This is a genomic window from Streptomyces sp. NBC_00285, assembly GCF_036174265.1.
In the GTDB taxonomy this organism is placed as follows: Bacteria; Actinomycetota; Actinomycetes; order Streptomycetales; family Streptomycetaceae; genus Streptomyces.
In genome coordinates, this window is record NZ_CP108055.1 from 6,552,660 (window position 1) to 6,570,810 (window position 18,151).

Annotated in this window: 17 protein-coding genes; 12 read left to right on the forward strand and 5 right to left on the reverse strand. The window is 70.3% G+C overall.

Annotation, left to right across the window (positions count from 1 at the left end):
- Window positions 1-54: 54 nt before the first annotated feature.
- The 4 genes from OHT57_RS30495 to OHT57_RS30510 all read left to right on the forward strand — a co-directional run bounded on the left by OHT57_RS30495 (window position 55) and on the right by OHT57_RS30510 (window position 5,447).
- Window positions 55-1,464: an FG-GAP-like repeat-containing protein gene (locus OHT57_RS30495; protein ID WP_328749753.1), complete on the forward strand. Its 1,410-nt coding sequence runs from the start codon at window positions 55-57 to the stop codon at window positions 1,462-1,464.
- A gap of 150 nt (window positions 1,465-1,614) precedes the next feature.
- Window positions 1,615-1,971: a YciI family protein gene (locus OHT57_RS30500; RefSeq protein ID WP_328749754.1), complete on the forward strand. Its 357-nt coding sequence runs from the start codon at window positions 1,615-1,617 to the stop codon at window positions 1,969-1,971.
- Window positions 1,972-2,018: 47 nt separating this feature from the next.
- Window positions 2,019-3,287 (forward strand): RNA polymerase sigma factor, encoded by a 1,269-nt coding sequence (locus OHT57_RS30505; RefSeq protein ID WP_328749755.1) that lies wholly within the window; start codon window positions 2,019-2,021, stop codon window positions 3,285-3,287.
- Window positions 3,288-3,401: 114 nt separating this feature from the next.
- On the forward strand, window positions 3,402-5,447 hold the full coding sequence (locus OHT57_RS30510) for a cell wall-binding repeat-containing protein (RefSeq protein WP_328749756.1): 2,046 nt from the start codon (window positions 3,402-3,404) through the stop codon (window positions 5,445-5,447).
- Here OHT57_RS30510 and OHT57_RS30515 read toward each other — a convergent pair.
- Entirely contained in the window at window positions 5,425-6,618 is a 1,194-nt protein-coding gene (locus OHT57_RS30515; RefSeq protein ID WP_328749757.1) for a class I SAM-dependent methyltransferase, read from the reverse strand. The two genes, OHT57_RS30510 and OHT57_RS30515, sit on opposite strands and share 23 nt — an antisense overlap.
- A gap of 90 nt (window positions 6,619-6,708) precedes the next feature.
- On the opposite strand from OHT57_RS30515, the gene OHT57_RS30520 reads away from it, so the two are divergent.
- From OHT57_RS30520 to groL, 4 genes are all read left to right on the forward strand, one after another.
- Window positions 6,709-7,644, forward strand: coding sequence for a polysaccharide deacetylase family protein (locus tag OHT57_RS30520; protein WP_328749758.1), 936 nt, complete (start codon window positions 6,709-6,711; stop codon window positions 7,642-7,644).
- Complete coding sequence (locus OHT57_RS30525; RefSeq protein WP_443053632.1) at window positions 7,611-8,426, forward strand: polysaccharide deacetylase family protein; 816 nt, start codon at window positions 7,611-7,613, stop codon at window positions 8,424-8,426. Before OHT57_RS30520 ends, OHT57_RS30525 begins: the two co-directional genes overlap by 34 nt.
- A 301-nt stretch (window positions 8,427-8,727) precedes the next feature.
- On the forward strand, window positions 8,728-9,036 hold the full coding sequence (gene groES / locus OHT57_RS30530; RefSeq protein WP_007384130.1) for a co-chaperone GroES: 309 nt from the start codon (window positions 8,728-8,730) through the stop codon (window positions 9,034-9,036).
- 150 nt (window positions 9,037-9,186) lie between these two features.
- Entirely contained in the window at window positions 9,187-10,812 is a 1,626-nt protein-coding gene (gene groL, locus OHT57_RS30535; protein WP_328749760.1) for a chaperonin GroEL, read from the forward strand.
- An 81-nt stretch (window positions 10,813-10,893) separates the two neighbouring features.
- Here the strand turns inward: groL and OHT57_RS30540 are convergent, their stop codons facing one another.
- From OHT57_RS30540 to OHT57_RS30550, 3 genes are all read right to left on the reverse strand, one after another.
- Window positions 10,894-11,583, reverse strand: a complete 690-nt coding sequence (locus OHT57_RS30540; RefSeq protein ID WP_328749762.1) for an ester cyclase — start codon at window positions 11,581-11,583, stop codon at window positions 10,894-10,896.
- A gap of 82 nt (window positions 11,584-11,665) precedes the next feature.
- The gene (locus tag OHT57_RS30545; protein WP_328749763.1) at window positions 11,666-12,439 is read right to left on the reverse strand and encodes an SDR family NAD(P)-dependent oxidoreductase; all 774 of its coding nucleotides are present in this window, start codon (window positions 12,437-12,439) and stop codon (window positions 11,666-11,668) included.
- Between the two features lie 86 nt (window positions 12,440-12,525).
- Complete coding sequence (locus OHT57_RS30550) at window positions 12,526-13,194, reverse strand: MOSC domain-containing protein (protein ID WP_328749764.1); 669 nt, start codon at window positions 13,192-13,194, stop codon at window positions 12,526-12,528.
- Window positions 13,195-13,274: 80 nt separating this feature from the next.
- On the opposite strand from OHT57_RS30550, the gene OHT57_RS30555 reads away from it, so the two are divergent.
- Window positions 13,275-14,174, forward strand: coding sequence for a LysR family transcriptional regulator (locus OHT57_RS30555; RefSeq protein WP_328749765.1), 900 nt, complete (start codon window positions 13,275-13,277; stop codon window positions 14,172-14,174).
- A 60-nt stretch (window positions 14,175-14,234) separates the two neighbouring features.
- Here OHT57_RS30555 and OHT57_RS30560 read toward each other — a convergent pair whose 3' ends face one another.
- On the reverse strand, window positions 14,235-14,561 hold the full coding sequence (locus OHT57_RS30560) for a WhiB family transcriptional regulator (RefSeq protein WP_328749766.1): 327 nt from the start codon (window positions 14,559-14,561) through the stop codon (window positions 14,235-14,237).
- A gap of 392 nt (window positions 14,562-14,953) precedes the next feature.
- On the opposite strand from OHT57_RS30560, the gene OHT57_RS30565 reads away from it, so the two are divergent.
- The 3 genes from OHT57_RS30565 (at window position 14,954) to guaB (ending at window position 18,091) form a co-directional block, all read left to right on the forward strand.
- Window positions 14,954-15,565, forward strand: a complete 612-nt coding sequence (locus OHT57_RS30565) for a response regulator transcription factor (RefSeq protein WP_003948568.1) — start codon at window positions 14,954-14,956, stop codon at window positions 15,563-15,565.
- Window positions 15,566-15,861: 296 nt separating this feature from the next.
- The gene (locus tag OHT57_RS30570) at window positions 15,862-16,449 is read left to right on the forward strand and encodes a sigma-70 family RNA polymerase sigma factor (RefSeq protein ID WP_328749767.1); all 588 of its coding nucleotides are present in this window, start codon (window positions 15,862-15,864) and stop codon (window positions 16,447-16,449) included.
- Between the two features lie 139 nt (window positions 16,450-16,588).
- On the forward strand, window positions 16,589-18,091 hold the full coding sequence (gene guaB, locus OHT57_RS30575) for an IMP dehydrogenase (protein WP_328749768.1): 1,503 nt from the start codon (window positions 16,589-16,591) through the stop codon (window positions 18,089-18,091).
- Window positions 18,092-18,151 lie beyond the last annotated feature (60 nt).

Consider the following 18,151-nt stretch of genomic DNA (forward strand, 5'->3'; position numbering starts at 1 on the left):
CGTACCGGGGTGTCTGTTGCGGTGACTGCTTTGCCGTAACCAGGGGGAATTCCGATGTCCATTTCGCGTTCGTACAAAATCCTGTCCGTGCCGCTCGTCGCCGGTGCGCTGGCGCTCGGCGGGCTCCCCGTCCTGACGGCCGGCGCCGCGACGGTCGCCCCGAGGACCCTCCACGACGACTTCAACGGCGACGGCTACAGGGACCTCGCCGTCGCCGCCCCGATCGCCACGGTCGGCGGCAAGCAGGGGGCGGGCTACGTCACCGTCATGTACGGCGGCCCGCACGGCCTGACCAAGGACCACCGCACGACCATCAGCCGCTCCACCGGCGGCATCCCGGGCGGCCCCGCCACGGGCGAGAACTTCGGCATCCAGCTGTCCACGGGGGACCTGGACGGCGACGGGCGCACCGACCTGATCATCGGGCAGGCCTCCCCGACCCGGGACGCGGTCGTCGTCTGGGGCGGCAAGAGCGGTCTGTCCGGCGGGGTGTCCGTCCCCGCGGCGGCCACCCAGGCAGGCGACTTCGACGGCGACGGCAAGCAGGACCTGGTCCTGTTCCGCGGGGGCCGCTCGCACGTCGACGACCCGATCGGCACCAAGGCCACCGTCTGGCGGGGCCCGATATCCCGGACCGGCAAGCCGGCCGGCACCAAGGCCTTCGGCGCGACCGACCTCACGTACGACGACGTGCTGTACTCCGCCGCCGGAGACGTCAACAGCGACGGCCGCGACGACCTCGCCCTGACCGACTACATCGGCGAGGGCGCCTCCACCTCCCGCTTCTACCTGGCCAACGCCTCCGGAGACGCCTTCACCCGTTACGAGGCCCCCGAGGGCGACGGACAGGTGGCCTTCGGCGACGTCAACCGCGACGGCTACGCCGACGTCGTCCGGGGCGCCACGAACTACTCCACGGTCACCGTGGCCCTCGGCTCGGCCTCCGGTCTGAAGCCGAAGTCCACGTGGAAGTCGTACAGCCAGAACACCGAAGGGGTCCCCGGTGGCAAGGAGACCGAGGACCAGTTCGGCGCCGCGGTGGCCGCCGGTGACATCAACGGCGACGGCTACGCCGACGTGGCCGTGGGCGTGCCCGGTGAGGAACTCGGCTACGACGACGGGGCGGGCATGGTCAACGTCCTGTACGGCAGCCGCTCCGGCCTGACCGGCAAGGGCGCCCAGGGCTTCACCCAGGACACCAAGGGAGTCCCCGGAGCCGTGGAGGCGAGCGACAACTTCGGCGGCTCGGTCAGCCTCCTCGACATCAACGGCAACGGCTACGCGGACCTCGCGGCGTCGGCGCCCCGCGAGAACATGAGTGAGGGCGAGAACACCGGTGAAGGCGCGGTCTGGTCGCTGCGGGGGCGTCCGGCGGGCATCGTGACGGACGCGGCGTTCACCTTCGGCCCCCGGACGGTCGGGGCGCCGTACGCGAAGGCGTGGTTCGGCGGCGTCCTGTCGTAGCAGGTCAGAGCCGTGTTCCAGAGCCCTGGGACACGGCCCTGGAAAAAATCTCCGAAGAAGTCCGCGGGGCCTGTCGATCCCGGTCTCTCCCGGTCGACGCACTGGTGAGAGGCCGGGAAGGACCGGCCCCGCAGCGACCGAGGAGTCACCATGCCGCGTTATCTGTCGATGATCCAGATCGACGAGAAGACCGCCCCCGCCGAGGGCCCCAGCGACGCGCTGATGCAGCGCATGGGCGAGCTGATCGAGGAGATGACCAAGGCCGGGGTGCTGCTGGACACCGCCGGGCTCACGCCGACCGCCCAGGGGACCCGGGTGCGGTGGGAGAAGGGGCAGCTGTCGGTGACCGACGGGCCCTTCACCGAGGCGAAGGAGGTCGTCGGGGGGTACGCGATCGTCCAGGCCAAGGACATGGCCGAGGCGATCGAGTGGACCAAGCGCTTCCTGAAGGTGCACGAGGAGCACTGGACGGTCACCTGCGAGGTGCGGGAGATCATGGAGGGCTGAGCCCGCTTCCTTGGCTCCACGGCCGTAGCGGTGTCGAATGGGGGGCTGTGACCACCTCACAGCCCTCCCGCACCGACGCCCGATCCTCCGTCGAGACCGTCTTCCGCATGGAGTCGCCGCGCATCATCGCCGGTGTCACCCGTGTCGTGAGGGACGTCGGCATCGCCGAGGAGCTCGCGCAGGACGCGCTGGTCGCCGCGCTGGAGCAGTGGCCGCGCGACGGCGTCCCCGACAACCCGGGCGCCTGGCTCACGGCCATCGCGCGGCGCAAGGCCGTAGACCTGGTCCGCCGCCGGGAGAACTACGCCCGCAAGCTGGCCGAGATCGGCCGGGACCTGACGGAGACCGCCCCGCCGGAGGAGCCCGCCGACCCCGAGGACATCGACGACGACCTGCTCAGGCTCGTCTTCACCACCTGCCACCCGGTGCTGTCCGCGGAGGCCCGCACCGCCCTCACCCTGCGCCTCCTCGGCGGCCTGACCACCCCCGAGATCGCCCGCGCCTTCCTCGTCCCGGAGGCGACGGTCGCCCAGCGCATCGTGCGCGCCAAACGGACCCTCGCCACGAAGAACATCGCCTTCGAGGTGCCCTACGGCCCCGACCGCGAGGCCCGGCTCGGCTCCGTCCTGGACGTCATCTACCTGATCTTCAACGAGGGGTACGCGGCAACCGCCGGCGACGACTGGCTGCGCCCGTCCCTGTGCGAGGACGCCCTGCGTCTGGCCCGCCTGCTGTCCGCGCTGATGCCCAAGGAACCCGAAGTGCACGGCCTCGCGGCCCTGTTGGAGTTCCAGGCCTCCCGCACGGCCGCCCGCACCGGACCGCGGGGCGAACCGGTCCTGCTCAAGGACCAGCACCGCAGCCGCTGGAACCGCATGCTCATCACCCGCGGCATCAAGGCCCTGGCCCGCGCCGACGCCACGGCCACCGGCGCCCCCGGCCCCTACGTCCTCCAGGCCACCATCGCCGCCTGCCACGCGCACGCGTACTCCTACGAGGAGACCGACTGGCGGGCCATCGCCACCCTCTACGGTCTGCTCGCCGCCCGCGCCCCCTCCCCGGTCGTCGAACTCAACCGCGCGGTCGCCGTCTCGATGGCCGAAGGGCCGGGCCCGGCCCTGGAGATCGTGGACGCCCTCGCCGACGAACCCGCCCTGGACGACTACCACTTGCTGCCGAGCGTGCGCGGCGACCTGCTCGCCCGCCTCGGGCGCGAGTCGGAGGCGCGGGTCGAGTTCGAACGGGCGGCCGCGCTGACCCGCAACGAACGGGAGAGGGAGCTGTTGCTGGACAGGGCGCGGGAGTGTGGTCAGTAATCCATTTCCGAACGGTTGTTCATCAGTAAATTCGTTCCCTTTGTGTTCGGGTCGCGATCTACAGTGATCCAGCCTCTGTGGTGAGGCTGTGAAGACCATGTGGGGGATGACAACGTGAGACTGTTCACGCGCCGCCGTGCCGCGGCGCTCGCGACCGCGGTGGCTCTCGCCGCGGTGGGCACCCTGGCCGCCGCGCCGGGCGCCGCCGCCGACGACGCGGGGCCCTGGCCGGGCACCGAGGGCCGGATCCTGACCGACGGACCGGTGCTCGTCACCCCGGCCACCGGAGCGACCGCCCAGGTCCCGAACGCCGGATACGGCTCCGACGGGGCCTGGGCCCCGGACGGCAGCCGCTTCGTCACCGCCAACGGCCAGGACCTCACCAGCATCCGCCCCAGCGGCGGCTCGAAGTTCACGCTGCCCACGGCCGAGGGCATGCGCTCCAGCGCCGTCTACGAGGACCTGACCTACTGGTGGGGCGGCAGCTACGTCGTCTTCTCCACCGGCGGCCAGCTCGCCTACGGCCCCTCCGACGGCTCCTACGCGCCCAGCCCGCTGCTGACGTCGGCCCAGGAACCGTCCACCGTCTGCGACAGCGACCCGACGGCGAGCCCGTCCGGCCTGCTCGCCTTCGAACGCCGTACCGGCAACTGCTACGACAACGCCGGTGTCAACGTCTACGACCCGTCCGCGAAGACGGTCAAGCGCGTGTTGGCCAACGCGGCGCAGCCCGCCTTCTCGCCCGACGGCACCAAGCTGGCCTTCGTCCGCAAGGACACCGACGGCAAGCTCCAGATCTTCACCGCGAAGGCCGACGGCACCGGCGTCAAGCAGGTCACCACGGCCCCCGGTTACGCCGTCAACCCGTCCTGGTCGCCGACCGGCACGCGCATCGTCTTCGACGCTCACACCACCGACGACAGCGCCGACGTGCACACCACCGCGTACGTCGACCTGGCCACCGGCGGCGTGACGGCCGTTCCGGGCACCCCGCAGGGCAGCAACCCCAGCTGGCAGCCGATGCGGAAGAACACCACCGCCCGGATCTGGGGCGCCGACAGCTACACCAGCACCATCGCCGGCTCGCGCTGGACCTGGAACAAGGTCGGCGGACACGTCCCCGGTCTGATGGACGCCAAGGCCGCGGTGCTGACCAACCGGGACAGCACGGCGTACGCGCTCACCGCGCCCGCGCTGGCCGGCAAGAAGCAGGGGCCGGTCCTGCCGACCCCCAAGACGGGGCTGTCCGCGGCGGTGAAGGCCGAGCTGAAGCGGGTGCTGAAGCCCGGCGCGAACGTCTACCTCGTCGGCAACACGTCCATCCTGAGCAGCTCCGTCACCACCCAGGTGAAGGCGCTCGGCTTCACGCCCAAGCGGCTGACCGGCGCGGACCGCTTCGCGACCTCGGTCGCCGTGGCCAAGACCATCAGCACCAGCCCGAAGTACGTCTTCCTGGCCTCCGGCACGGACGCCTACGCGTCCCTCCCGGCGGCGGCAGCGGCCGGGGCCCAGGGCACGAGCAGCGCGGGCGGCCTCGTCCTCAGCAACGGCAAGAAGCTGTCCTCGTCGGTGAAGTCGTACCTGAACGGCATCAACCCGAACAAGACCATGGTCATCACGGTGGGCGCGGACGCCAAGTACGCCCTGACCCACACGTCGTTCTCCAGGTGGCCCTCCTCGTCCTCGTACTACCCGATCACGGGCAGCACGAAGGAAGCCCTCTCGGTGAACCTCGCCAAGTTCTGGTGGAGCGCGCCGAGCAACGTGGCGCTCGCCTACTCCGGCTCCTGGCGGGACGGACTGTCCGCGGCCTCGGCGATGAACATCTTCGGCCCCGTGCTGTGGACCTCACGCCCCACCCTGTCGAGCGCTGTGACGAGCTATCTGCTGCGGGAGTCCGGGAGCACCAACTCCGTGATCGCCTTCGGCGGCACCGGCTCGGTCACGGCGGGCGCGCTGAGCAGCGCGGGCGCCTCGGCCGCCGCGAACGGTTCCTACGTCACGTACACGCAGTACTACAACGGCGACGACCCCGCGAGCACCCGGACGAGCAGCCAGTCCCTGCGCTCCGGGGACGGTACGGCGGCCATCCCGGCACGGTCGGGCCCGGTCGGCGTCGACCCGCACCTGGAGACGCTCAGGACGGTCCTGCACCGGTGACCGCCGTCGCGGGGGCGCCGATCAGCATGGTCGGTGCCCCCGCGACCCGGGTCAGGAACACGGTCGCCGAGTGCGGCCCGTGCTGCTTCGGCAGAGCCTTCCGCCGCAGCTCCTCCGGCTCGACGGCCGACCCCCGCTTCTTCACGGTCAGGATCCCCACCCCCCGCTCGCGCAGCAGCGCCTTCAACTTCTTGACGTTGAAGGGGAGTCGGTCGGTGATCTCGTAGGCGGTGGCGTACGGGGTCGGGTGCAGTGCGTCGGCGGTGACGTACGCGATGGTGGGGTCGATCAGCCCGCCGTCCACCTCCTCGGCCACGTCGGCGACCAGATGGGACCGGATGACGGCGCCGTCCGGCTCGTACAAGTACCGCCCCACGGAACGGACTTCGGGATCGGGGAGCCCCCGGCCGAGCAGCGTCCGCGGTCCCGGCAGCAGGGTGGCCCGTACGGCGCCCGGCGCGGTGCCGAACCACAGCACCGCCTCCTTCACGTCCCCGCCGTCGGAGATCCACTCCGCCTCGGCCGCTGCGGGGACCGCCTCGTGCGGAATGCCGGGAGCGACCTTCAGCGCGGCGTGCGGGGCCTTGAGGGCCGCTCGCACGGCCCATGACAGCGGCGGCGAGTAGGCCTCCGGATCGAAGATCCGCCCGCGCCCGCCACGCCGTGCGGGGTCCACGAACACGGCGTCGTACGAGGCCGTGTCGACCTCCGTGACGTCCGCCTCCCGTACGTCGATCAGGCCTGCGAGTCCCAGCGCGTCCGCGTTCGCCCGTGCGGCCGCCGCCGTCAGCGGGTCCCGGTCCACCGCGAGGACCCGGATCCCGGCCCGGGCCAGCGCGATCGCGTCACCGCCGATCCCGCAGCACAGGTCGGCGACGGAGGTCACGCCCAGGGCCCGCAGGCGCTCCGCCCGGTAGGCCGCCACACTCGCCCGCGTCGACTGCTCGACGCCGTTCGGCGTGAAGAACATCCGGTTCGCGTCCTCGGCTCCGAACTTCGCCGCCGCCCGCTGCCGCAGCCGGGCCTGGCCGAGTGCCGCGGAGACCAGTTCGGCTGGGTGCCCGCGGCGCAGCCGGGTCGCCACGGCGAGTTCGTCGGCGGGCGCGGTGCCCCGCACGTCGTCGAGGAGAGCGCGGCCTTCGGGGGTGAGGAGGAGGTCGAGGTCGTTCACCGGGTCATTGTGGGCCAGTCGGAGGACGGCGCGCTCGGGGCGGCGGTGTCGGCCCGAGCGCGATGCCGTGGCCTGCGAGGATCCGGCCTCATGGGAACGGTAGGACAAAACTATAAAAACGGTGCTTTTTTGGTGGCGATCCGTGGCGGACTCGTCCTCCTGGCGGCGGCCGCCCTCGTCTCGGGCTGCGCCCGGCCGGACGGGACCGACGCGCGGCGGCAGCAGCCCCTCCAGGCGCCCCCGGCCCCCGCAGCCGACCTCCAGGCCGACAAGATGCGTATCCAGACCGCCAAGTGGCGCGCCGAGCAGGCCCGGACCGCCGTCGCCAGGCGCTGGGGCCTGAAGAGTGCCCCCCTCACGGCCCCGCCCGCGCCCGCGCAGAAACCGCACATCACCACCCGCCACGGCTTCGAGGTCGACGGCCACGAGGAGCAGGGGCTTCCGCCGGTCTTCACCACGATCCCCACCCGGCAGAAAATCGTCTTCCTCACCATCGACGACGGCGCCGAGAAGGACCCCGCGTTCCTGCGGATGATGAGCGAGCTGAAGATCCCGTACACCGCCTTCCTCAGCGACTACCTGGTCAAGGACGACTACGGGTACTTCCGGAAGATGCGGGACGCCGGGGTCGTGCTCAACAACCACACCCTCCACCACCCCTACCTGCCGGCCCTCTCGTACGCCCGCCAGAAGCACGAGATCTGCGGCATGCAGGACGTCGTCGAGAAGCAGTACGGCACCCGGCCCGCGCTCTTCCGCCCGCCCTACGGCAACTACAACGAGGACACCCTGCGCGCCGCGAAGTCCTGCGGTGTCCGGTACGCGCCGATCTGGAACGAGGAGGTCTACGTCGACCACTGGGAGTACCGCGAGGACGACCAGAAGATCCACCCCGGCGACATCGTGCTCAGTCACTTCCGTGGCCGCGAGGACTGGAAGGGCACGATGCCCGACATGGTCCGCCGCTTCCTGGACAAGGTCACGGCCGAGGGATACGCCGTCGCACGCATCGAGGACTACCTGTGAGACCGCGGACACTGGTCGCCGCCGGGCTGGCGGCCCTCCTGCTCACCGGCTGCGCCCAGTCCGTCGACCCCATCGAACGGCTGGGCAGGAAGGCGGCGCAGCGGGTGGGGTCGTACGGGCCGGCCGGGGCGCACGGACAGCCGTACCGCCGCTGGGGCCTCGCCGCCCCGCTGCCCGCGCCCCCGCGACCCCCGGCCCGGCGCGCGGCCGTGGGCCGGGGGGTCCCGCCGGTGGTGAAACGGGTCCGGACGTCCGACAAGGTCGTCTTCCTCACCTACGACGACGGTGCCGAACGGGACCCGCGGTTCGTCGACATGGTCCGTGAACTGCGGCTCCCCGTCAGCATGTTCCTCACGGACAGCGTCGTCGGCCCTGGGTACGGCCACTTCGCGCGCCTCCAGTCGGTCGGCGCGAGCATCCAGAACCACACCCTCGACCACCCCGCCCTGCGTGGCCTGCCGTACACCGGCCAGCGCGCCGAGATCTGCGGCCAGCAGGACAAGACGAGGTCCCGCTTCGGCATCCGGCCCCGGTTCCTGCGCCCGCCCTACGGCACGTACGACGCCACCACCCTCCGTGCGGCGGCCGACTGCGGACTCTCGGCGATCGTGCTGTGGAGCGTGCCGGTGGAGGGGGAGACCCGGGGGCTGAGGGCAGGCGACATCGTGTCGGTGACGTCGGGAGAGACGACGGGCCCGACCCTGACGGAACGGACGACGGCGCTGCTGCGGGAGGTGGAGCGACGGGGACTGACGGTGGCGCGCCTGGAGGATTACCTGTAGGCGCAGTCAGCCCGTCCGGCGTTTGAGGACGAGGCCCTTCGGGCCGAAAGCGGGGGTTTGGGGGCGCGCCCTCAGGACGGCCACCCCCACCCACCCGCACCCGAATTCCGCACAGCCCGCGCGCCGAATTAGCAGTCCGCTTGACCGAGTGCTAACCGCGGTCATAGTCTCGGGTCTGGCACTCCCCCCTGGAGAGTGCCAACACAGCGACGGGCAGGTCCGGCACCCGCGACGACGGATCCACCTGGTCGCCACCTCAGACAGTTAACCCCGTGAGATCTCCGAAGGGGGAGGTCGGATCGTGACGACCACCAGCTCCAAGGTTGCCATCAAGCCGCTCGAGGACCGCATTGTGGTCCAGCCGCTCGACGCCGAACAGACCACCGCCTCTGGCCTGGTCATCCCGGACACGGCGAAGGAGAAGCCCCAGGAGGGCGTCGTCCTGGCCGTTGGCCCGGGTCGGTTCGAGGACGGTAACCGTCTTCCGCTCGACGTCTCCGTCGGCGACATCGTGCTGTACAGCAAGTACGGCGGCACCGAAGTGAAGTACAACGGCGAGGAATACCTCGTCCTCTCGGCTCGCGACGTCCTCGCGATCATCGAGAAGTAAAGGGGGTCTGGGGGGTCACCCCCAGAATTCCCAGCACCCCAAGCAAATTTTGCTTGTGAGCTGCGCCCCGGGCCCCCGCGACCTTATGAAGCCGGGTGTCAGGGGCGCAGTTCGTTTCACCCACGTTTTCGAGAGGGCTGAACCGCTCCCATGGCGAAGATCCTGAAGTTCGACGAGGACGCCCGTCGCGCCCTCGAGCGCGGCGTCAACAAGCTTGCCGACACGGTCAAGGTGACGATCGGCCCCAAGGGCCGCAACGTCGTCATCGACAAGAAGTTCGGCGCCCCCACCATCACCAACGACGGTGTCACGATCGCCCGCGAGGTCGAGCTCGACGACCCGTACGAGAACCTCGGCGCGCAGCTGGTGAAGGAGGTGGCGACCAAGACCAACGACATCGCGGGCGACGGTACGACCACCGCCACCGTGCTCGCCCAGGCGCTGGTCCGCGAGGGCCTGAAGAACGTCGCCGCGGGTGCTTCCCCGGCGCTGCTCAAGAAGGGCATCGACGCGGCCGTGGCCGCGATCTCCGAGGAACTCCTCGCGACCGCCCGACCGATCGACGAGAAGTCCGACATCGCCGCCGTGGCCGGTCTGTCCGCCCAGGACAGCCAGGTCGGCGAGCTCATCGCCGAGGCGATGGACAAGGTCGGCAAGGACGGTGTCATCACCGTCGAGGAGTCCAACACCTTCGGTCTGGAGCTGGACTTCACCGAGGGCATGGCCTTCGACAAGGGCTACCTGTCTCCGTACATGGTGTCCGACCAGGAGCGTATGGAGGCCGTCCTCGACGACCCGTACATCCTGATCAACCAGGGCAAGATCTCCTCGATCCAGGACCTGCTGCCGCTCCTTGAGAAGGTCATCCAGTCGGGTGCCTCCAAGCCGCTGCTGATCATCGCCGAGGACGTCGACGGCGAGGCCCTGTCGACCCTGGTCGTCAACAAGATCCGCGGCACCTTCAACGCGGTCGCCGTCAAGGCCCCCGGCTTCGGTGACCGCCGCAAGGCGATGCTCCAGGACCTGGCGGTCCTCACCGGCGCCACGGTCATCTCCGAGGAGGTCGGCCTCAAGCTCGACCAGGTCGGCCTGGACGTGCTCGGCTCCGCCCGCCGCGTCACCGTCACCAAGGACGACACCACGGTCGTCGACGGTGCCGGCGACTCGTCCGAGGTCACGGGCCGCGTCGCCCAGATCAAGGCCGAGATCGAGAACACGGACTCCGACTGGGACCGCGAGAAGCTCCAGGAGCGCCTCGCGAAGCTGGCCGGCGGCGTGTGCGTGATCAAGGTCGGCGCCGCCACCGAGGTGGAGCTGAAGGAGAAGAAGCACCGTCTGGAGGACGCCATCTCCGCGACCCGCGCCGCGGTCGAGGAGGGCATCGTCTCCGGTGGTGGCTCCGCTTTGGTGCACGCCGCCAAGGTCCTCGAAGGCGGTCTGGGCAAGACCGGCGACGAGGCCACCGGTGTCGCCGTCGTCCGCAAGGCCGTCGTCGAGCCGCTGCGCTGGATCGCCGAGAACGCCGGCCTGGAGGGTTACGTCATCACCTCCAAGGTCGCCGAGCTCGACAAGGGCCAGGGCTTCAACGCCGCGACCGGCGAGTACGGCGACCTGGTCAAGGCCGGCGTCATCGACCCGGTCAAGGTCACCCGCTCCGCCCTGGAGAACGCCGCCTCCATCGCCTCCCTCCTCCTCACGACCGAGACCCTGGTCGTCGAGAAGAAGGAAGAGGAGGAGCCGGCCGCCGGTGGTCACGGCCACGGCCACTCCCACTGAGCCCAGCGCTCGAAAAGGAGCCCCCGCCCCCTCGTGAGGGAGCGGGGGCTTTCCCCTTCGCGGGTCACGGGAGTCGTGCCGTCATCCTCCGAGCACTCCCAGCTGTTCCATCAGCCCCGCCCGGTCGTACTGCCACCATCCCTCGCAGATCCTCCCGTCCCGGAACCGGTGCCAGGTGGTCCCGGTCATGGTCACGTTCTGCCTGGTCCCGGCGATGCCCGCGAACTCACCGGTGTGCTTCCCGGCCCAGGTCCAGCGAGTGCACACCCGGTCGTCCTGCGCGATCTGGTCGTCCACCCGGAAGGTGAACTCGAAGGCCCGCCGCCACCCTTCGTACACCTCGCGGGAAGCCGCCAGCCCCTGGTCCCCGGGATTCGCGGGATCGTGTTCGAGGTAGTCCTCGTCGTACCGTTCGAACAACTCCGCGGTGTCACCGCGCCCGGCCCGTTCGAAGAACTCCCGTGCGACGACCGTGTTGAGCTGCTCGTCGCGCACCACGTCGAGATCCGTGAACGTGGGCACCGCGTCGCACAGCGCGACCATGTCCTGGAAGATCTTCTCCGTCTCCGGCAGCCCGGAGTTGCGCATCGCGTCCTCGTACGACGGGAACTCCACGATCTCGACGAAGTGCGACGCGTCGGCCCGGTCCTTCCCGACCATCGCGTGCGTCGCGGTGCGCTTCCCCTTGGTCCGCTCGACCCAGGTGTCCATCAGCCGGTCCATCTCGTCGAAACGGCTGGTCCTGCACTCGATGAGCTGTACGAACGTCATGACACCGTCACCTCCGGCCCCCCTGGGTCCGGTAGTACGCCCCCATTGTCCGCCCTGGGGCGTCAGCGCGCGCGAGTCGGACCTACTGCGGCCCGTACTTCCGCCCCGTCCTCGACGTGACCCCGCCCAGCAACCCCCGGGGCGCCAGCTTCACGACCCCCATGAGCGCCTTGTAACGGGGGTCCGGGATCGACAGGGACTTGCCGCGGGCCAGGTCGGCGAGGGCGGCGGCGACCAGCTTGTCCGCGTCGAGCCACATCCAGCCGGGGATGTTGTCCGTGCCCATCCCGGCCCGCTGGTGGAACTCGGTCCGCACGAACCCCGGGCACAGGGCCATCAGCCGGACCCCGCTGCCCGCCAGGTCCTTCGCCGCGCCCTGCGTGAACTGCACGACCCACGCCTTCGAGGCGCCGTACGTCCCGCGGGGCACGAAGGCCGCCACCGAGGCGACGTTCACGACACCGCCCCGCCCCCGCTCCCGCATCGCCTCCGCGGCCGCCGACGTCAGCCGCAGCACCGCCTCGCAGTGCACCTTGAGCATCTTCAGCTCGTCGGCCATGGAGACGTCGAGATAACGGCCCTTGTTGCCGAAGCCCGCGTTGTTGACCAGGAGGTCGACGGGGGACCTGCGGTCGGCGAGACGGGCGACGACCGCCTCGATGCCGGGGTCCGTGGCGAGGTCGGCGGTGAGGACCTCCGCCTCGATGCCGTGACGGTCGTGGAGCTCGGTCGCCTGCTCCTGGAGCCGCTTGGTGTCGCGGGCCACCAGCACCAGGTTGTGCCCGTCAGCCGCCAGCCGCCGCGCGAACGCGGCACCGATGCCCGCGGTCGATCCCGTAATCAATGCCGTTGTCATGGCGCAAGGTTAGTGACCCGGACCAGGTGCGTCCGACTGGTCCACAGGGCCTCCGGACCGGTGCGGACGCGCGGGCCGAGGACCGGTCACGCGCTGTGCTTCGCCACGTACTCGCGCGCCGACCTCAGCAGCTCCGGATGGAGTGCCCCGCCCGCCGCCAGCAGCCGTGGCTGGAGCGGCCGTTCGGTGGTCATCGCCCGGAACACCAGGGCGACCGTCACCTCGTGGTCCGGCCGGCGCACGATCTCGACCGGGTCCCCGGCACGGATCTCACCGGGCTCGATCACCCGCAGATACGCCCCGGGCGCGCCTCTCTGCGTGAACCGCTTCACCCACCTCCGCTCGTCCATGTGGCCCTGGAAGGTGCCGCACGGGATCCGCGCGCTGGTGACCTCCAGCACCACCTCGGATCCGATCAGCCAGCGTTCGCCGATCCGCGCGCCGGAGACGTCCACACCGAGGGTCGTGAGGTTCTCACCGAAGAAGCCGTTCGCCAGCTCACGCCCCAGCTCGCGCTCCCAGTCGTCCATGTCCTCGCGCGCCATCGCGTACACGGCCTGGTCGTCACCGCCGTGGTGCTGCTTCTTGCACACCGCGTCCCCGGCGAGCGCGCTGCCTCCGATGCCCTTGGGACCGGGCGCGGTCACCCGCACCGGCCCCTGCTCCGGCCGCTTGTCGATCCCGGTCAGGCCTTCCGGGTTGTCCGTGTACGGCACGGCCTTCGCACGGCCCAGATTCACCGACAAAAGCTTCATGGCGGCACGGTAGGCGATCGGTACCCAAAGGTGCTGTGCATTATTCGGCGATCTGCCAAAGAGACGCTTATCCTCGGAAGGTGATCGAAGCCCGTCATCTCCGTGTCCTGCGTGCCGTCGCCGCCACCGGCTCCTTCTCGGCCGCGGGTCGCGAACTGGGCTGCACCCAGCCCGCGGTGAGCCAGCAGATGAAGGCCCTGGAGGCGTCCGTCGGCACACCGTTGATCGTCCGCAGCGGGCGCGAGATGCGGCTGACGCAGGCGGGCGGGGCGCTGGTGCGGCACGCCGCCGGGATCCTGGCCGGACTCACGGCCGCCGAGGAGGAGGTCGCCGCCATCGCCGGGCTCCGGGCCGGCCGGGTCCGGCTGGTCTCCTTCCCCAGCGGCAGCTCCACCCTCGTCCCGACCGCCCTCGCCGCCCTGCGCGCCGCGCACCCCGGCACCCGGGTCTCCCTGGAGGAGGCCGAACCGCCGCACTCCGTCGGCCTGTTGCGGGAGGGCGACTGCGACCTCGCGCTCGCCTTCCGGTACGAGGGGGCCGCGGGCGGCGACGAGTGGGACGACCTCGTCGTACGGCCCCTGCTGACCGACCGGCTCGTCGCCCTCGTACCGGAGCGGCACCGGCTCGCGGGCGCGGGGTCCGTGGCCATCGGGGAGCTCGCCGGGGAGCCGTGGATCGCCGGATGCCCGCGCTGCCGAGGCCAGTTGGTCGAGGTGTGCGAGGGCGCCGGCTTCACGCCCCGCATCGACTTCGCGACCGACGACTATCCGGCGGTGGTCGGCCTGGTGGGCGCGGGCCTCGGCGTCGCCGTCCTGCCCCAGCTGGCGATCGAGTCCGTACGCCCCCGAGGTGTGCGCACGGTCGCGCTGGAACCGGCGGTCCGGCGGGAGATCGTCGCGCTCACCCTGCCCGACCTGGCGCAGGTGCCGGCGGTGGCGGCGACGCTGGAACAGCTCGCGGTCGCCGCGGGCCGGAAGTAGCGGGACCGGAAGCGGAAGAAAGGGCACGCGGTCGCGTGCCCTTTCTGGAGAAACGTTCCTTCAGTTGTTCGATACGCCGCTCCCGACGGATGCCGCGGACACCAACCGGTGCCGGGCCCGTCCCATGAGCTCCTCGCGCTCGTCCTCGGTCAGCCCGCCCCAGACGCCGTACGGCTCTCTCACCGCCAGCGCGTGCGCCGCGCACTGCGCGCGCACCGGGCATCTCATGCAGACCTCCTTGGCCGAGTTCTCGCGAGCGCTTCGAGCCGCACCGCGCTCGCCCTCCGGGTGAAAGAAGAGCGAGCTGTCCACGCCGCGACAGGCAGCCAGGAGCTGCCAGTCCCACAGGTCCGCGTTCGGTCCGGGAAGGCGGGAGAAATCTGCCATTGCGTGACCCCTTGTAACCGATCTGGGAGGTTGTCGAACTGTGCGGTGTCCATGACCGTACGTCTACGATCTAAGGAGATGAAAATATGACTCATTGCGAATCTAGCCTCAGACACCAGGAAATGGGAAGAAAAGGGTCTGAATGGGGCATGGGTTGTGATGAAACGTTGTGGGTCCGCTGTACATGTCTGCACCGTGTCCGAGCCCTCACGTAGAGTGCCGAAGACAGTGCACAGCCCCGTAACTCTTTCGGGTGACCGTCGTTGAGAGTGCGGAAGCGGTTGAAGGCAACAAGTGCTCGGGCAGGCGTCCGAGACGTTCGACCGCACAGGTGACGATTTCGTACCAGCCTGGAGGCTCAAGGTGACGTGCATCAGCTGCGGAGGACGGCCATGACATCCGTCCTCGTCTGCGACGACTCCCCGCTTGCCCGAGAGGCGCTCCGCCGCGCGGTCGCGACCGTGCCCGGCGTCGAGCGCGTGACGACCGCGGCCAACGGCGAGGAAGTCCTCCGCCGCTGGGGTGCGGACCGTTCGGACCTGATTCTGATGGACGTACGCATGCCCGGTCTGGGCGGCGTCGAGACCGTGCGCCGGCTGCTGTCCGCCGACCCAGGTGCGCGCATCATCATGCTCACCGTCGCGGAGGACCTGGACGGCGTGGCGCTCGCGGTCGCCGCCGGTGCGCGCGGCTATCTGCACAAGGACGCGTCGCGTGCGGAATTGCGGGCGACCGTGACGCAGGCGCTCGCCGACCCGACCTGGCGGCTGGCTCCGCGTCGACTGCGGTCCGCCGAGATGGGCGCGGCACCGACGCTCACAGCGCGTGAGATCCAGGTACTCGAAGGAATGAGTCACGGCCGGTCCAACGCGGAGATCGGGCGTGAGCTCTTCCTCTCCGAGGACACCGTCAAGACGCACGCCCGCCGGCTGTTCAAGAAGCTCGGGGCCTCGGACCGGGCGCACGCCGTCGCACTCGGGTTCCGTTGGGGCCTGGTGCGCTGAGCATTTCGGCGCCCGAGGTCGTAGTAAGACTGCGGGTTGTTCGTGGCTGGTCGCGCGGTTCCCCGCGCCTCTGTCGGGGCGCGGTTGCGAGGTCCGTCAAGTGACTCCGTCGGTGCCCGCTCCTTGTTTCGGCGCGGATGCCGCATCCTTGAGATGTGGAGTCTCTCGGGGACGATTCGATCGAGCGGAAGGGGAGGGCGCAGGAGATGAGTTCCGGCGCACCTGCTCATAACGCTTCGGTGCACAACGACCAGCGCGATGCCACGGATCCTTCGACGCCGGGGCACCATGGACCGATGCGTGACGACGAGGCTGCTCATCCCCATGGGGCGATCGGTGCGCTCGTCCACAGTGCCGTGGAAGGGGACGAGCAGGCCACGCACGACCTGCTCGCCCATGTCCACCCACTGGCCCTGCGCTACTGCCGCACCCGGCTGTCCCGTCTCCCGGGCGATGCCCGGCACTTCGTGGAGGACCTCGCGCAGGAGGTCTGCGTAGCCGTCCTCCTGGCCCTGCCCCGCTACCGGGACACCGGGCGCCCCTTCGAGGCGTTCGTCTTCGCCATCGCCGCGCACAAGGTCGCCGACCTGCAGCGCGCCGCGATGCGGCACCCCGGTTCCACGGCCGTTCCCTCGGACGAGATGCCCGAGCGGCCCGACGACTCGCTCGGCCCCGAGGAGCGGGCCCTGCTGAGCAGCGACGCCGAATGGGCCAAGAAACTGATGGCCAACCTCCCCGAGAACCAGCGCGAGCTGCTGCTGTTGCGCATCGCCGTGGGGCTGACGGCGGAGGAGACGGGCCAGATGTTGGGAATGTCACCCGGTGCGGTCCGGGTGGCGCAGCACCGGGCGCTGAGCAGGCTGCGGGCCCTGGCCGAGCAGTAGGTGCCCGGTTGAACAGCGGGTGCGTGCGTTCCGTACGAACATACGAAGCCAGGAGCCGGTCCACGCTGTGGAATGTGCCACCCCTGCTTCCCGTTAGCATGGACATCCGCACCGATCAAGGCCATTTGGGGAAGGTGTCATGACTGCAAACGTCGACGGAGTGCCCGAGAAATTCGCGACGCTCGGGCTGACCTACGACGACGTGCTGCTGCTGCCGGGCGCCTCAGAGGTGCTCCCCGGCGCGGTCGACACCTCGTCCCGGATCTCCCGCAACGTACGGGTGAACATCCCGCTGCTCTCGGCGGCCATGGACAAGGTGACCGAGTCCCGCATGGCCATCGCGATGGCCCGCCTCGGCGGCGTCGGCGTGCTGCACCGCAACCTTTCCGTCGAGGACCAGGTCAACCAGGTCGACCTGGTGAAGCGGTCCGAGTCCGGGATGGTCACCGACCCGATCACCGTGCACCCGGAGGCGACCCTCGCCGAGGCCGACGCCCTGTGCGCCAAGTTCCGTATCAGCGGCGTCCCGGTCACCGACCCGGCCGGCAAGCTCCTCGGCATCGTCACCAACCGGGACATGGCCTTCGAGTCGGACCGCAGCCGTCAGGTGCGCGAGGTCATGACGCCGATGCCGCTGGTCACCGGCCAGGTCGGTATCTCCGGCACCGACGCCATCGACCTGCTGCGCAAGCACAAGATCGAGAAGCTGCCGCTCGTCGACGACTCCGGTGTCCTCAAGGGCCTGATCACCGTCAAGGACTTCGTCAAGGCGGAGAAGTACCCGAACGCCGCCAAGGACTCCGAGGGACGGCTCCTCGTCGGTGCCGCCGTCGGCGCCAGCCCCGAGGCCCTGGAGCGCGCCCAGGCGCTCGCCGCGGCCGGCGTGGACTTCCTGGTCGTCGACACCTCGCACGGACACAACAGCAACGCCCTCAGCTGGATGTCGAAGATCAAGTCGAGCGTCGGCGTCGACGTGATCGGCGGCAACGTCGCCACCCGCGACGGCGCCCAGGCGCTGATCGACGCCGGTGTCGACGGCATCAAGGTCGGTGTCGGACCGGGCTCCATCTGCACCACCCGCGTGGTCGCCGGTATCGGTGTCCCGCAGGTCACCGCCATCTACGAGGCCTCCCTCGCCGCCCGCTCCGCGGGTATCCCGCTGATCGGCGACGGCGGCCTGCAGTACTCCGGCGACATCGGCAAGGCCCTCGCCGCCGGTGCCGACGCCGTGATGCTGGGCTCGCTGCTGGCCGGCTGCGAGGAGTCCCCGGGCGAGCTGCAGTTCATCAACGGCAAGCAGTTCAAGTCGTACCGCGGCATGGGCTCGCTCGGCGCCATGCAGTCCCGCGGCCAGGGCCGGTCGTACTCGAAGGACCGCTACTTCCAGGCCGAGGTCTCCTCCGACGACAAGCTCGTGCCCGAGGGCATCGAGGGCCAGGTGCCCTACCGCGGCCCGCTGGCCAACGTGCTGCACCAGCTCGTCGGCGGACTGCGCCAGACCATGGGCTACGTGGGCGCGGCCACCATCGGCGAGATGGAGACCAAGGGCCGCTTCGTGCGGATCACCTCCGCGGGCCTCAAGGAGAGCCACCCGCACGACATCCAGATGACGGTCGAGGCGCCGAACTACAGCCGCAAGTAGGCATCGGTCGGCAACGGGCGGCCCCGGGAGGCATCCGGGGCCGCCCTTGTCGTACCCGTC